Origin of the sequence: Rubinisphaera margarita (genome assembly GCF_022267515.1) — a bacterium.
GTDB lineage: Bacteria > Planctomycetota > Planctomycetia > Planctomycetales > Planctomycetaceae > Rubinisphaera > Rubinisphaera margarita.
The window spans coordinates 180,588-194,295 of the sequence record NZ_JAKFGB010000014.1 but is presented as its reverse complement, the minus strand read 5'-3'; the positions used below and the strand labels follow the sequence as shown (position 1 = coordinate 194,295).

Sequence of the window (13,708 nt, the reverse complement as noted above, 5' to 3'; positions counted from 1 at the left end):
GAAACTTCTGTCAAGGGGAAGGTCTGAATTTCGCCTTCGCCAAACGGCATCCTCCTACCGCTTCGCCGACCTGATAGCACATCTATCAGGGTCCCCCCCTTGGCGCTACTCGCTGTTCTGTAGGTCGGGATAGCCGTCAGTGCTAACGATCTTCGCGAAGGGGCAGACAGACCAGAATCGTTGCGGCGAGATTGAGAATAAGCGCGATGCCGTTCAGGGTTTCCGTGAGTTGATGATAGAACGGAAATGTGTGTGGACGCGGGGAGCCGAGCGGCGTCAGCATGTCGACCAGTTGCGAGTAGACGAGCAGATAGTCGCCGGTCAGCACCAGAAATGCGGTCGCCGAAAGAGCGGCCGCCGTCAGCCAGCGCCAGGTTCGTTGAACGAGCACGCAGTACAGTGCAGACGATACGGCGGCAAGACCGAGCACGGTCAGCGAGAACCCGTAATAGAGCGGAAAGCGAATCAGCACGAGTTGATCGAGTACGATCGATTCAAACTTCGCACTGAGAATCTCCTGCACCGTGATCAGGACGAACAGGGACGCCGCTCCGGTCCACCCGGTTGCACAGATTCGCCAGACTAGAAGCAACACGGCTTTCGGAACGCGAGATGATTTCACGGCACTGGTTTTCACGGCGGGGTTCGACATGCGGAGAGGGACGCCGGAAATCAGCGGTAAAGAGGAGCCGAGATGCTGCTGGCACTCCTCGGCTGATTGGCGAAGGCATTGCTGCGAACGGAGGGCTGCGTCTGGGGATAGTCTTTCTCAGCCAGCAGACGCGGTCGGAAGGCGACGAGAATCATCAACGGCAGATACCAGAGCAAATAGACGCCCCCCAACTGGGGATACCAGAATTGCGTCGCTACGATGATCGCGGCGTTGTACGACAGCAGCACTTCCAGATTCTTCTTCCATGGCCAGGCGGTGAGGGTAATCACCAGAATGAGGAAGGCGACCATCACCGGGATGCGATAAGCCGGATGAAGACTGTTCCAGAAGCCCCGTTCATTCGGGGCTCCGTCGAAGCTCAGGACGCGGAAATCGATGCGGTTGATCGTCTGCTGGGTGAAGGCGTAGGCATCCGCCGAAATCAGAGCAACGGTGCCAACCAGGACCGCCGCGACAATCGCCACGCCGAGGAAGAAGCGAATTGACCGCCTCCAGCCAAAAAACGAGGCCCAGATTGGCAGCAGGAAGACCGGGAAAAACATCGAGCCACACGCGAAGCCCATCAAGACGCCGGCGGTCAGAGGCCGGTTATAACAGATTAGCGCCCAGAGAATGAACGCGCTGGGCAACACCTGATTCACCTCTCCGACGACGAACGACGTACAGGGGATCAAGAGATAGAGGGTGGCCATCGCCAGTCCCTGAGTTCGATCCTTGAAATGGCTGCGACCGATCCAGAACAGTCCGAAGACAATTGCCAGATGGGCCAGAATGGCGACGATCCGGGCGGCTGTTTCTTCGACGATCCCGAAATGCAGATTCGAAGCCCCGCGGCCACGATCGGCCAGGAACTGTCTCGATGTCGCGACGGCTGGCATTGCCAAAAGTGACGCGGTTGGCCCAGCCGTGACTTCGTCGGACGACGGATTCTCGGCCTCGCTGCGATCAATCGGAAGTCGCTCGGTCGATTCCCGGGCGCCCTGCTGCGTCGCCGCGTTGAGGATTCTCTCACCGTGCAGCACCGTGGTGACCGAACCGGGCGGAGCCGGTCGCGTGATTGCTTCAGTCATCAGAAACGCGAGCGCGCAGATTCCCAGAAAGGTAATTCCAGGGGTACTCATGTTCGGTTCAAGCCGGCTGCGTTTGGTCAGATGTCGATCAAGCAACAGGCGGGTCAGGCAGAGTGCCGTAACGACAAACAGCCAGGTGTTGCCGATCGCGTAGCTCGATTCGTCGCGGACCATCAGCAGTCCGGGCGAAAGCGAAAGCAGCAAAAGGATATCGAAGTTCCGCAACGACCAGAGCCGCCGGAATCGATAGAAGACAGCGATAATCAGCATGGCTGAAAGATAGAGCCAGGCTGTATGGCTGACATAATAACCGGAAAGAATCGCATCCATAGATGATGAACTTCGGCCGGTGATGGCGTCGGGAGAATCTCTCGTGATGCTGAATTGGCCAGTCCGTTGACAGCTCCGGACGGGCGCAGAGCGGCCGCCCCGCACCCATGTCCGATCACGTATGGTACCAGAAAACGACGCGCAGCAAAAACAAAATCCAGCCGGAAGCGGTGGAGTTTCAACGGGTTACTGTTTCTTTATACGACAGCACAACCAGTGAACATCCATCTGAACATCTTGAACAGAGACACAACAGGCGGGCACCCACAGGATCAAATCCGTTACCACCGAAGCTTCTGTTTCGCACGCTACAGCCCGACCTGGAGCAAATCTAGAATTCGTCTGCAGGCGTTTGCAGGAGCAAACTCAGTATGGCAGGGGATTCGCGTCCAGGCGACTGCGGGCGAAGCATGAAAATGTTCTAAACGGGGACGGCGATTGTCGAAAGCATACCGCGAATGATGCTCGCGGCCCGTTCGCGATTCGTTTCGCGGAGAATTCCGCCGACCACCACACGATGGGCAAACACGGGAACGGCCAGCTCCTTCACGTCGTCCGGAACGACATAATCCCGGCCGTTCACGTACGCGTACGCCTGCAGAGCATGCATCATCGTAATAGCACCCCGGGTGCTGATTCCCAGGGACAGCTCTTCGTGATCCCGCGTCGCATGGACGATCTGCAGCACATAATCGTGAATGCTCTCGTCCATCTTCACTTCGCGGACTTCGTCCTGAATCTTGAGCAGATTCTCAATATTCATGGCTGGCTGCAACTGGTTAACAGGCTCCCCAAGTCGATGCGTTCGCAGGACTTCCCGTTCCACGTCCATGGACGGATAGCCGATTTCGATCCGAAGCATGAACCGGTCCAGCTGGTTTTCCGGCAGCGGGTAGGTTCCCTCGAATTCGTGCGGATTCTGGGTCGCCAAAACGAAGAACGGTCGCTTCAGGCGATGGGTCTTACCGTCGATCGAGACCTGAAACTCACTCATGGCCTCAAGAAGGGCACTCTGCGTTCGAGGTGTGGTCCGGTTGATTTCGTCGGCGAGGAGCACGTTGGTGAAGATCGGTCCCTGACGGAATTCGAACTCACCGGATCCCGGCAGATAAATGCTCGTCCCGAGGATATCACTCGGCAACATATCGGGCGTGAACTGCAGTCGCTTGTACTCGCCATCGAGGCTCAGCGCGAGAGCTTTGGCCAGTGAGGTTTTACCGACTCCCGGAGCGTCCTCGATGAGCAGGTGTCCCTGGGCGACCAGTGCTGTGACGGCCAGACGAACCGCTTTGTCTTTCCCCAGAAGCACCTGACTCACGTTGGAAATCAGCTGTTCAATCGCCGTCTCGTTCGAACTGTTCACTCGACTCTCCGCTGGTTCCGCACCTGTCGTGTTCCGACTGCAGCCCCGGTGCTTCTGGCCTGCTTCTCCATGCTAATACGTATGGAAACGGCGAAAAGTGAATTCTCTACAGAGAACTTGGAGAATTCCTGGAGACTGATCAATTGTCGAAGCAGCCGCAATCAGTTCAGGCTGCTGCGTGGGAGTTTAACACTAACGAGAACGGATTTCGTTCGTCAAAGCAACCCGGCTCGGAATTGCCGAGGATTTCACATTCCACAAGCCCGATGCGTCGACAAGGCAGCGGAGGGACGTTTCTCGACGGCGAGCCGTTATTTGAACAGGTCGTCGTCTTCGTCGTTCTCGTCGGTCAGTTCGAACTCGTCGAACTCTTCGCTGAATTCATCGGAAGCAATTTCAGCGGTCTCGTAGTTGGAACTCGAATCGATTTCGTCATCGGAGGCGAAGTCTTCGGCCGAGAAGTCATCTTCATCGTCGTAGCCGCCGGCATCGAGTTCATCGTCGCTTGCGAATTCGCTGTCGGCGACCACTTCATCGTCGCTCATGAACTCTTCATCCGCTCCGGAAAGCTCGAGATCTTCTCGCGGCTCTTTGGTCACCGCGACCATCTTCGGTTCTGACCGGGCGAAAATCGCAATCCCGAAGGGAGCCAGTACGCTCATCAGGCAGGCCGCAAGGCCGGCTCCGAGAGGCACCCAGAACATCGCACCGCGATCCTCAACGACCGGCAGGCCGATCGTGACGAGCAGATAGCCGAGGTAGCCAGCCAGTGCAGCTGGAATCAGCGAGATCAGAAATGCGCTCCACTTGCCCATGAAACCATCATTCCCTGGAGTGCGGTATCGTTCTAAGACATGTTCCGTGCCCGTGTTCGGGCAAACCGATTATGACGAGGATCGACAGCGGAAGCACGCCCGATTGATAACGATCGGGTAAAATCCGATGTTCTGCAAAGAATCCCGGGATCGTAGCGATTGTGCCAGATCGCCCGCGAACCGCATGGAAGAGTGCCACTGGCTCCGTCAGTGCGTGCAAAGAAGGATGACTCAGACGTGCACGTTTGAGCCAACTCCGGGGAGTCCGCTCAAACGTGCGAGAATCGAGAGCGACGTTTCGGTTACTTCAGGCCCTTCAGAACCGTGTCGATGGTGCCGCGGAGCACGTTGGCCGAGTTCTGCAGACCCATGCGTTCTTTGGGCCAGAGTTCGATTTCGACATGGCCGAGCACGCCGACGCGACCGACGACGGTCGGCACCGAGATGCTGACGTCCCGCAGGCCGTAGGCTCCGTTCTGGAGCGACGAGACCGGCAGGACCCGCTTCTGGTTCAGAGCGATGCTGTGGACGACTTCGGCGATCGATACTCCGACAGCGAAACCGGCTCCGCCCTTCTTCTTAATGACTTCTGCTCCACTGCCGCGTGTCTTCTTCTCGACTTCGCTGATCAGCGTTGACGTGACGGTGGGCCATTTCTCAAGCGGCAGGCCGGCGATTTGAGCAGCCGACCAGATTGGCACCATGCTGTCGCCGTGCTCGCCGAGAATGAGCGTCTGCACCTGAGTCGCCGGGACATCGATCCGCTGAGCGAGCATCCCGCGAAGGCGAGCCGTGTCGAGCACCGTACCGAGTCCGAGGACCTGATGAGGAGGCAGTCCGAGTTCCTGAATCGCCAGATAGGTCAGCACGTCGACCGGGTTGGAGACGACGAAGACGATGGCGTCTTTCTTCATGCCGGTCTTCTTCAGATCGGCGAGAATGTTGCGGAACAGAGCGACGTTGCGGTTGATCAGGTCGAGACGACTTTCATCCGGCTTCCGGCGGAGTCCAGCCGTGATGACGATCACATCGGCATCCTTCGACAGCTCGGGGCCGCCGTAAGTGAAAGTCTGGTCGGCCATGAAGGCGGCTCCGTGGATCAGGTCGAGAGCCTGGCCTTCCACGAGATCCTGGTTCACGTCGACGAGAGCGATATCGCGAACAATGCCGCCGGCCTGCAGAGCAAACGCCGCACAGGAGCCAACGAGCCCCCCTCCACCAATGATGCTGACTTTCATGGATAACCTCGAATCAATCGCAGATAGGTCTGTCGGATATATGTGTGAATGCGAACCGGATGGCACAGAGATTCCTCTCTGTGTGCAACGCAACAGGAGGCCTGGCAACAACGTAGAACGTTCTTTCACCGATTCCTTTGAGCTGGCGTCGATTGAATCTGCCAACTCCAGTCTGCAACCGGTCGCTCAAGACAAGGCTCTTGTGACTGCGTCACCCAGAGATCAATCTCCGGGCCATCCCATTTCTCTGTCGATAGGAAATGCATGCCCACGCGAGCGTGGGCATGGCACCCCGTTGTTATTACTTGCCGTTGAGGGAGGCGAGGACCTGGTCGGTGATCATTTTGACCAGCTCGTCCATGCCGACATAGCTGTCCTTCTTCGCGGCTCCGTTGTTCAGGCTGCAGGCTCCGTTGCTGCTGCCATTACTGCTACCGTTGTTCTGAGAGTACGAAGGAGCCTTCAGGTAACCCGGATAGTCCGGAGCCTTTTCGAAGGCCCGCTGAACCGGCGTGTCGGCTTCTTTGTAGCCTTCACGGAAAGCACTGTTGCCGCACAGGTCACAGTCTTCGTTGTGGAAGCGGGGATCGTCGAAGCCGAGTCGCTTCTTCAGGTCGATCAGCTCGCGGCTCTTCTGTTCGTTGAGATAGGTGATGCCACCGATCTGCTTGGCCAGAATCAGGATGCGGCAGTAGGCATCGAGGATCTCGGTCTTCCAGTAGGCTTCTTCCAGCGTCTTGCCGAAGCTGACGGTGCCGTGGTTGGTCAGGATGATCGTGTTCGTTGCCTTCAGGAACGGCACGACCGTGCTGGCGAATTCGTTTCCGCCCGGAGTTTCGTACGGAGCCAGCGGCACTTCACCCATGAAGACTTCGACTTCCGGCAGCACGCACTGCGGAATGGCTTCGCGGGCGACAGCAAACGCAGTCGCGTGAGGCGGGTGGCAGTGGACGACCGCTTTGACGTCCGGCCGCTCCTTCATGATGGCCAGGTGCAGCAGGATCTCGCTGGTTCGCTTCCGCTTTCCGGCGATTTGTCCGCCTTCCATGTCGACGGCACAGATGTCGTCGGGAGTCATGAAGCCTTTGCAGATCATCGTGGGCGAGCAGAGCACTTCGTTCTCGCCGACGCGGATCGAAATGTTGCCATCGTTGGCGGCTGCAAAGCCCTTGTCGTAGACGCGGCGACCGATCTCGCAGATTTCTTCTTTGAGTTTGCGGTCGTTGATGCCACTGTTCCAGCGATTTTCCATGATTCTCTCCATCAGACTCCACTCAAGAGGAGCCGCTGTTCAAAAAGGTTGCGTGAATCGTTTTGAATTCATTAAGCCGCGAGGGATTCGGCGGCGGTTACTTCAGTTCATCTCTCAGTTCGTCGATGATGGCGGCGTTGTAGCCATCGATCGGTTTCTGTTCCGGATAAAACGGAGCAGAGGCTTCCGGTCCCTCGGCAATTGCGACCAGCGTTCCATTGCCGGCTCCCAGTTCGTCGTAGATCACGAACGGTTCGTCTCGTTTCGCATCGGGATCGCTCAGGTTGTCGAGGTTGAAAGGGACAACGAGTCGCCATGAGGCACCCCGCAACTGCGGATGCCAGGTCGACAGCGTCACCTTCCCGACGATTTCTCCGACTCGCATGATTCGATCCTGTTACTCGTGCTTGTCTGTTTTCAGTTCCCTCGTCTCCCCTGAGTTAGGGTGAGGGAAAAATGCGGGTTCCGTGTTCGTGGGCCGTTGGTTTCAACTGGCTTCGGAACGTCGCTGTTGTTTCCTGGTTCGTTTGATTCAGTGGCTGGCCAGAGCCCGGAAGATTGTTCGGTAGTCGATGAAACTCAATCCGTTGCAGGGGAGGCAGATGACGTTCGCCTTCAGTTCTGCAATGGCTGGAATGTCTTTCACCGAATTGATCGCAACTCCGCGGACCGACTCGCTGCGGTTGACCAGGCAGCACGCCGTGGCAACGCGATCGGTACAGATCACGAAGCCGTGCGCTCCGCCTCGGGCCAGTTCGTGTTTCGCCGTTTCGGCAGCCGCTTCCGTGGAGTCACTCGATTCCTGGGACCAACCGATGTTTGTGTTCTTCTCGAGATTCGCCAGCGAGGACTTCAGGGTGTCGCCGGCCGTGACAATCAGCCCCCGCCATTTCATCGCGGCTGGAGCTGCTTTCGTGGTGCCGGCTGGCTGTCGCTGCTGAATCTGGATCTTCTTTTCCCGCAGATAGTCCCGGGCGGCTGGCGTAATGATCGAGCCGGCTGGGATGGAGATCGTGGCTGCGGGTTGGACGTTCTGGGCAAGCAGGTCCGCGGTGATGACCCGGTCGGTCAACAGGGGCGACTGATTGCGTTTCTGTTCGTTCTGAGGAACGGACGGGACCGCTGTCGACACGGTGTGACCCCGCTGCTGGAGTTCAGCCAGCACGTTGCCCACGATGGATTCGATATCGACGTTGTTCCAGTTCATTCCGTACTTCAATCTTCAATGCCAATGATGGCGTACCGCACAGGCGAGGCATCGGTTTTCATGATGTCTTTCACCGCTGCTCCGTCCGTGGTCAGCAGCACGGTGTCGCCCACACCGGCTCCCAGATTGTCGATGGCCAGCATCGGATAACCGTCCGGCGAACCATCGACCATCAACGGCTGGACCAGCAGCAATCGCCACCCCTTGAGGGCAGGAGCCTTCACCGTGGCAGTCGCTTTTCCGTGGACCCGGGCCAGTTGCATGGGAGTGTTGTCTGTCTCGTACTTGAAAATGGTGGCACAGACATTCCTGTCTGTGCGGGGTGAAGCCGTGGGAGAATACTTATGATCGCGTTCTCCAGGCTCCAATTCAGTTCTTGTAACTCGCGGGAACTGCAGCCTCCTGCGGCTGCGCCGCCCCGAAAGAAACTTTCGGGGCTACCCTTCGGTCTTCCTGTCTTGTTGACTAAATGACACGCAGGTCATCCACCAGAGTGCACCGACGCTGGCGGGTGAAGGTCAGCGGGTTGGTGACCCCTTCTCCGGTTGGCGTTGCGATGCTGAAGGACAGATACCCTTCGCCGCCCAGTCCGAGACCAGCTGGCGAGGCCCCGTTCTTGATGAACAGGGTCGTATCCATCCGACGGCCCATGATCGACATGCGGCGGACGTTGCGGGTGTGAATCAGGCTGGTGTGTTTGAAGCCGTGTTCGTACTTCTCGCACAGGTCGACGCCGTGTTCCCAGTCGCGGCAGCGAACGATCGGCACGAAGGGCATCATCTGCTCTTCCGGGACGAACGGGTTGCTCTCATCGGTTTCGCCGAACAGCAGCGGAGTCGATTCCGGCAACGAAAGTCCGATCTGCTGAGCCAGGAACGAGGCATGCTTGCCGACCAGGTCGCGATTCAAGTGATAGTGGTCGTCGGCATTCTCTGGCGGGCTGAACGCGGTCTTGCTGAGCTGGTCCACCTGAGAGGAGTTGAGTCGTTTGGCTCCGGCTCGGTCCATGGCGGCCATGAACTCATCGAAGACCGACTCGACGACGAAGACTTCCTTCTCGCCGATGCAGAGCAGGTTGTTGTCGTATCCGCCGCCAGCGATGACCGAACGGGCGGCGTTATCGAGATCGGCGGTTTCGTCGACGAGGACGGGAGGATTCCCCGGGCCGGCAACGATCGCCTTCTTGCGGCTCGCCATGGCGGCACGGGCAACGCCCGGTCCACCGGTCACGCAGAGGACTTTGACATCGCGGTGAGCGAAGATGCGTTCGGCCGATTCCAGAGTCGGTTCCGAAACGATGTTGATGATGTTCTGCAGTCCGGTTGCGGCGTAGATGGCCCGATTGAAGCGGCGAACCCCTTCGCAGGCGATCTTCTTGCCGCTCGGGTGCGGGTTGACGACCATCGTGTTGCCGGCGGCGACCATGTTGATCACGTTACCGGCCAGAGTCGGCAGAGAGTGGGTGACCGGAGTGATCGCTCCGATGACGCCGAACGGTGCGTACTCGACAACGGTCAGGCCGTGATCGCCGCTCATGGCGTCCGACTTGAGCCATTCGACGCCCGGAACCTTCTTGATGATCTGCAGCTTCTCGATTTTGTGTTCGAGGCGGCCGACTTTGGTTTCTTCGAGTTCAAGCCGACCGAGTTCTTCAGCCTGATCGTTGCAGATCCGCTTGACGATCTCGACGATCTTGGCCCGGGCTTCCATCGTCGACTTCTGCAGAGCTTCGAAGCCTTCGTGAGCAGCGGCGATCGCCTGGTCGGTATCGGTGAAGACACCCCAGTCGCCGTTCTGACGTTCCGACTTCGCGGGAGCCTTCCCGTTTTGCTTGTGCAGCTGTGCCAGGACTTCCTGGACGACCGTGCGAATTGTGGCTTCGGTGTTCTGCATCGAAAAGAATCCTTGTCGTTATGTGAATCGCCGGATAGTCACGGCGTGCTTACTGATTCCAGTTCCCGAATTGATTCATCTCCCGACGATGTCGAATCCAGTTGTCGATTCGTCCGGGGGTGGGCAGCTGGATGATCATCACGAAGAGCAGGGCTCCGGCGACCATCAGCGACCAGCGATTCCCTTCAACAAAGACGGCCACCAGATTCGCGAACGCTCCTCCCTCGAGCAGTGCGTACTGAATAATCGTCCTGGTTTGGTAGATGCCGAGATACGTCATGTAATCCGGCTGCTCGTCGGCAGAAGACTTCTGCGTTTCGAGCGTACTTACGATCACTCCCGGAACGACGGTCGCGGCTGCCAGGCAGAGCACGGCAAGTCCGGCCATCACGTAGGAGATCAGATTGTCATCCGGCTGAGCCTTGGGTTCGGCGATCAGAAACGTCACCACGGCGAACATCACCACGCCCATGATCATGCTGAAGGTGATGATCAGGATCGTCCGTTTGGTGTTCTGTGCCTGCGGTGAGTTCTGCTCGTCCATCACTCATCCTCCGACTTGTCGTAGATCAGTGATTCGTGAATGCTGACCTTGTCGACGATGCCAATCACCGCGGCATCAATCGGCAGTTTCTTGGTCTGTTCGGTGTAACGGGCACTCGATCCCTGGACACACAGAACGATCTCGCCCACACCGACTCCCACGGTATCGACCACGATGAAGGTTCGTCCGGTTGGCTTCAGCTTGTCTTTGGTCTGTTCATCGACACGAAGTGGCTCGACGACGAACAGTGTCTGGCCGATCATCGAATCGACTTTGTGTGTCGAAACAATGCTGCCAGTAATTCGCCCAATGAACATGTCCGCGTCTCCGAAATACCTGTGAACTGTCTACCCGTGTGTGCCACTGGCTCCGCCAGTGCGATCTGTTCGCGAGCCTTACGTTTTGCACTGGCCGAGCCAGTGCCACCCAACCGTAATCTCGCCAGGTGCTCCTGCCGGCTGATCCAGCAGTGCGTCGTTCTTATCCGTTGTTAATCAACTGCAGTGACTGTCGGGCGACCACCAGCTCTTCGTTCGTGGGAATGATCCACACGTCGATTTCGCTGTCGGCTGCGGCCAGTGAACCTTCCTTGCCGCGACCGGCTGCATTCTTGTCGGCATCGAGCTTGAGGCCGGCCCATTCGAATCCCGCACAAACGTGCTCGCGAATGTACTGGCTGTTCTCGCCGATGCCGCCGGTGAAGACGATCGCATCGATCCCTTCCAGAGTCGCCATATACGCCCCGATGTAGTGACGGATATTGGCGACATAGACATCGAGAGCCCGTTGAGCTCCTTCATGTCCGTTGCCAGCCGCCTCTTCCAGATCGCGGGCATCGCTGCTCAGTCCGCCGCTCAGTCCGAAGAGCCCGCCCTTCTTGCTGAGATCGGCCAGCAGTTCTTCGAGAGACTTGCCGGTCGACTTCATTAACAGAGGCAGTGCGAACGCGTCGAAATCGCCTACCCGATTGTTCTGCGGCAGTCCGGTCTGCGGAGTCATGCCCATGGTCGTGGCCTGAGACTGTCCGCCTTTCTGTGCACACAGAGAGCTGGAGCCCCCAAGGTGACAGGAGACGATCTTCAGGTCCTCGCGTCCGAGCAGTTCCGCGGCCCGCTGGCCGATGAACCGGTGGCTGGCTCCGTGGAACCCCCACCGCTGGATGGCGTAATCCTCTTTCCACTCATACGGCACGGCGTACAGTCGGTTGGCTTCCGGAATCGTTTCGTGGAACCCGGTTTCCAGGGCAGCCACGAGCGGCATGTTCGGAAAGGCCGACTGCAGTTCCCGCATCGCTTTCACGTACGGAGGATTGTGAGCCGGAGCGACGTCGGACAGAACCTCCATCATCTCCAGCAGTTCGTCGTTGACCCGTCGAACCCCACTCAGCTTTCCGGCGAACACGGCCTTGAAACCGATCGCCGCCACTTCCTCGACCGATTTGAGACACCCGGTCTCGGCATCAGTCAGCTGTTCCAGGCAAATCTGCACGGCGGTGGCATGGTCAGGCACAACCTGATTCCGCTCCGCTTTGTGCGATCCGATCTCGACGACGCAGCAGCTTTCGACACCAGGCTGACCGATTCGATCGATCCCGCCCCGTGCGAGTTGTGCTTCGGTTTCCATATCGAACAGCCGGTACTTGAAGCTGGTCGATCCCAGATTAGCCACGAGGATTTTCATGAGGTTCTTCCCTGACAAAACAACGAGTGAGTCCGACAACCGAGCAGACAGTTCGACGGCTTACTTCTTCAGAAACTGTTCCATCAGATCGCCCTGCGGACGAGGAATCACGTGAGCCGAAACCAGTTCGCCGATCTTTGAAGCGGCTTCTGCACCGGCGTCGACAGCGGCACGAACCGAACCGACATCACCGCGAATCACGGTCGTGATGTAGGCTCCGCCGATCTGGATCTGCTGAACCAGAGAGACGTTGGCGGCCTTCAACATGGCATCGGAAGCTTCGATCTGAGCGATCAGACCCTTTGTTTCCACCATTCCAATTGCATCGTTCATCGAGATTAACTCCGGGGATAAATTGTCTTGTAACTTTGAATGCGGGCGGCAACTTCAAAAGAGTGCCGTGAGCGGATTTACTTGGCAGGAGCAGAGTTCTTGCGGATCGGCAGAACGCTGGCAAGTTCTTCGTGCGGACGAGGAATGACCTGCACGCTGATGACTTCACCAATCTTGCTGGCAGCAGCGGCACCGGCGTCGATGGCGGCTTTGACAGCGGCGACATCGCCGACGACGAAAGCAGTCACCAGACCGCTACCGACTTTGTCCCAGCCGATCATCTGCACGTTGGCGGCCTTCATCATGGCGTCAGCTGCTTCGATCAGACAGATCAGGCCCTTGGTCTCGATCATGCCCAGAGCTTCCATCGTTTTTGCCATTTCTCGTTACTCCCCAAAAGAAAAAAGGTTGATCAGGCGAGGCCTGAAACTCGTACGGTGACACAGACATCTTCGTCTGTGCGGAATTGATTTTGTGTTTCGTATTTTTGTGTCGGGTGGCCCTGCCAGTGCGGCGGAGACTGCAGTTGAACGCCGTCTTTTAATCAGTGCTTACAGCCACACGGTTCGGCTTTGAGCAGTTCGACGTTCGTCGCGGCTTCCAGATTCAGGCAGTTGCCTTCGTCCGTGTCGATGTGCACTTCCAGTTTGATGCCTTTGCCCGCTCGGACGGCGACGTCTTCGAGCACCGTGGTGCAGCCCGGCGATTCGACTCGCAGCTGCATCATGTCTTTGTCTTTGACGCCGTAATATTCGAGGTCTTCCGGTCCCATGTGAACGTGACGCATGGCCCGAATAACACCCTGCTTCAGTTCGACGACCCCCTTCGGACCCACCAGAATGCAGCCAGGAGTACCCTGGATGTCGCCACTGATGCGAACGGGCAGATCGATGCCGAGCGAGATGCCGTCGGTGAAGGCGAGTTCGACCTGCGAATCATCCCGGCACGGTCCAAGCACGCGGACGTTGTTCAGGACACGGCGGCGAGGACCGATGACGGACAGTGTTTCTTCGGCGGCGTAGTAGCCGTCCTGATAGAGCGACTTCATCTCGGTCAGTGTCGCGCCCTCTCCGAAGAGGATCTCGACATGTTCCTGAGTGAGATGAATATGCCGAGCCGAGATATTCACGACGAGCGGATTCGGCTGGCCGGCTGGTTTGACGGGCGTTTCCGACTTCGGAGCGCCGTTCAACTGCGACTCCAGAACCCGGCGGACAATCTGCTCAACATCGTTGCGCTGAAGTGTTGCTGTCATCTGTCTCACTTTGTTAGTTATCTGTCGATCAAGCTCCACTCAAGTGGGCTTCTGG

The 13,708-nt window shown here is 57.9% G+C and carries 16 protein-coding genes; all 16 read right to left on the bottom strand.

What is annotated here, in order from left to right:
• Nucleotides 1-142: 142 nt before the first annotated feature.
• Nucleotides 143-622 (bottom strand): hypothetical protein, encoded by a 480-nt coding sequence (locus tag L1A08_RS13680; RefSeq protein ID WP_238756998.1) that lies wholly within the window; start codon nt 620-622, stop codon nt 143-145.
• A gap of 50 nt (nt 623-672) precedes the next feature.
• Nucleotides 673-2,073 carry a hypothetical protein gene (locus tag L1A08_RS13675; RefSeq protein ID WP_238756997.1) on the bottom strand — a complete coding sequence of 467 codons (1,401 nt, stop codon included), beginning with the start codon at nt 2,071-2,073 and terminating at the stop codon, nt 673-675.
• Between the two features lie 421 nt (nt 2,074-2,494).
• Nucleotides 2,495-3,436, bottom strand: coding sequence for an AAA family ATPase (locus tag L1A08_RS13670; protein WP_238756996.1), 942 nt, complete (start codon nt 3,434-3,436; stop codon nt 2,495-2,497).
• 311 nt (nt 3,437-3,747) lie between these two features.
• Nucleotides 3,748-4,251, bottom strand: coding sequence for a hypothetical protein (locus L1A08_RS13665; protein ID WP_238756995.1), 504 nt, complete (start codon nt 4,249-4,251; stop codon nt 3,748-3,750).
• A 302-nt stretch (nt 4,252-4,553) separates the two neighbouring features.
• The gene (locus L1A08_RS13660; protein WP_238756994.1) at nt 4,554-5,489 is read right to left on the bottom strand and encodes a malate dehydrogenase; all 936 of its coding nucleotides are present in this window, start codon (nt 5,487-5,489) and stop codon (nt 4,554-4,556) included.
• Nucleotides 5,490-5,790: 301 nt separating this feature from the next.
• Entirely contained in the window at nt 5,791-6,741 is a 951-nt protein-coding gene (locus tag L1A08_RS13655; RefSeq protein WP_238756993.1) for a class II aldolase/adducin family protein, read from the bottom strand.
• A 97-nt stretch (nt 6,742-6,838) separates the two neighbouring features.
• Nucleotides 6,839-7,126 (bottom strand): EutN/CcmL family microcompartment protein, encoded by a 288-nt coding sequence (locus tag L1A08_RS13650; protein WP_238756992.1) that lies wholly within the window; start codon nt 7,124-7,126, stop codon nt 6,839-6,841.
• Between the two features lie 147 nt (nt 7,127-7,273).
• Nucleotides 7,274-7,948 (bottom strand): hypothetical protein, encoded by a 675-nt coding sequence (locus L1A08_RS13645; protein ID WP_238756991.1) that lies wholly within the window; start codon nt 7,946-7,948, stop codon nt 7,274-7,276.
• Between the two features lie 8 nt (nt 7,949-7,956).
• Nucleotides 7,957-8,211 carry a EutN/CcmL family microcompartment protein gene (locus tag L1A08_RS13640; protein ID WP_238756990.1) on the bottom strand — a complete coding sequence of 85 codons (255 nt, stop codon included), beginning with the start codon at nt 8,209-8,211 and terminating at the stop codon, nt 7,957-7,959.
• Between the two features lie 202 nt (nt 8,212-8,413).
• The gene (locus tag L1A08_RS13635) at nt 8,414-9,841 is read right to left on the bottom strand and encodes an aldehyde dehydrogenase family protein (RefSeq protein ID WP_238756989.1); all 1,428 of its coding nucleotides are present in this window, start codon (nt 9,839-9,841) and stop codon (nt 8,414-8,416) included.
• Between the two features lie 49 nt (nt 9,842-9,890).
• Nucleotides 9,891-10,385: a hypothetical protein gene (locus tag L1A08_RS13630; protein ID WP_238756988.1), complete on the bottom strand. Its 495-nt coding sequence runs from the start codon at nt 10,383-10,385 to the stop codon at nt 9,891-9,893.
• Nucleotides 10,385-10,702, bottom strand: a complete 318-nt coding sequence (locus L1A08_RS13625) for a EutN/CcmL family microcompartment protein (protein WP_238756987.1) — start codon at nt 10,700-10,702, stop codon at nt 10,385-10,387. Before L1A08_RS13625 ends, L1A08_RS13630 begins: the two co-directional genes overlap by 1 nt.
• Before the next feature lie 163 nt (nt 10,703-10,865).
• Nucleotides 10,866-12,065, bottom strand: coding sequence for an acetate/propionate family kinase (locus L1A08_RS13620; protein WP_238756986.1), 1,200 nt, complete (start codon nt 12,063-12,065; stop codon nt 10,866-10,868).
• Nucleotides 12,066-12,125: 60 nt separating this feature from the next.
• Nucleotides 12,126-12,398: a BMC domain-containing protein gene (locus tag L1A08_RS13615; RefSeq protein WP_238756985.1), complete on the bottom strand. Its 273-nt coding sequence runs from the start codon at nt 12,396-12,398 to the stop codon at nt 12,126-12,128.
• A gap of 77 nt (nt 12,399-12,475) precedes the next feature.
• Nucleotides 12,476-12,778, bottom strand: coding sequence for a BMC domain-containing protein (locus L1A08_RS13610; RefSeq protein ID WP_315860585.1), 303 nt, complete (start codon nt 12,776-12,778; stop codon nt 12,476-12,478).
• Nucleotides 12,779-12,942: 164 nt separating this feature from the next.
• Nucleotides 12,943-13,653: a PduL/EutD family phosphate acyltransferase gene (gene pduL / locus L1A08_RS13605; protein ID WP_238756984.1), complete on the bottom strand. Its 711-nt coding sequence runs from the start codon at nt 13,651-13,653 to the stop codon at nt 12,943-12,945.
• Between the last annotated feature and the right edge of the window lie 55 nt (nt 13,654-13,708).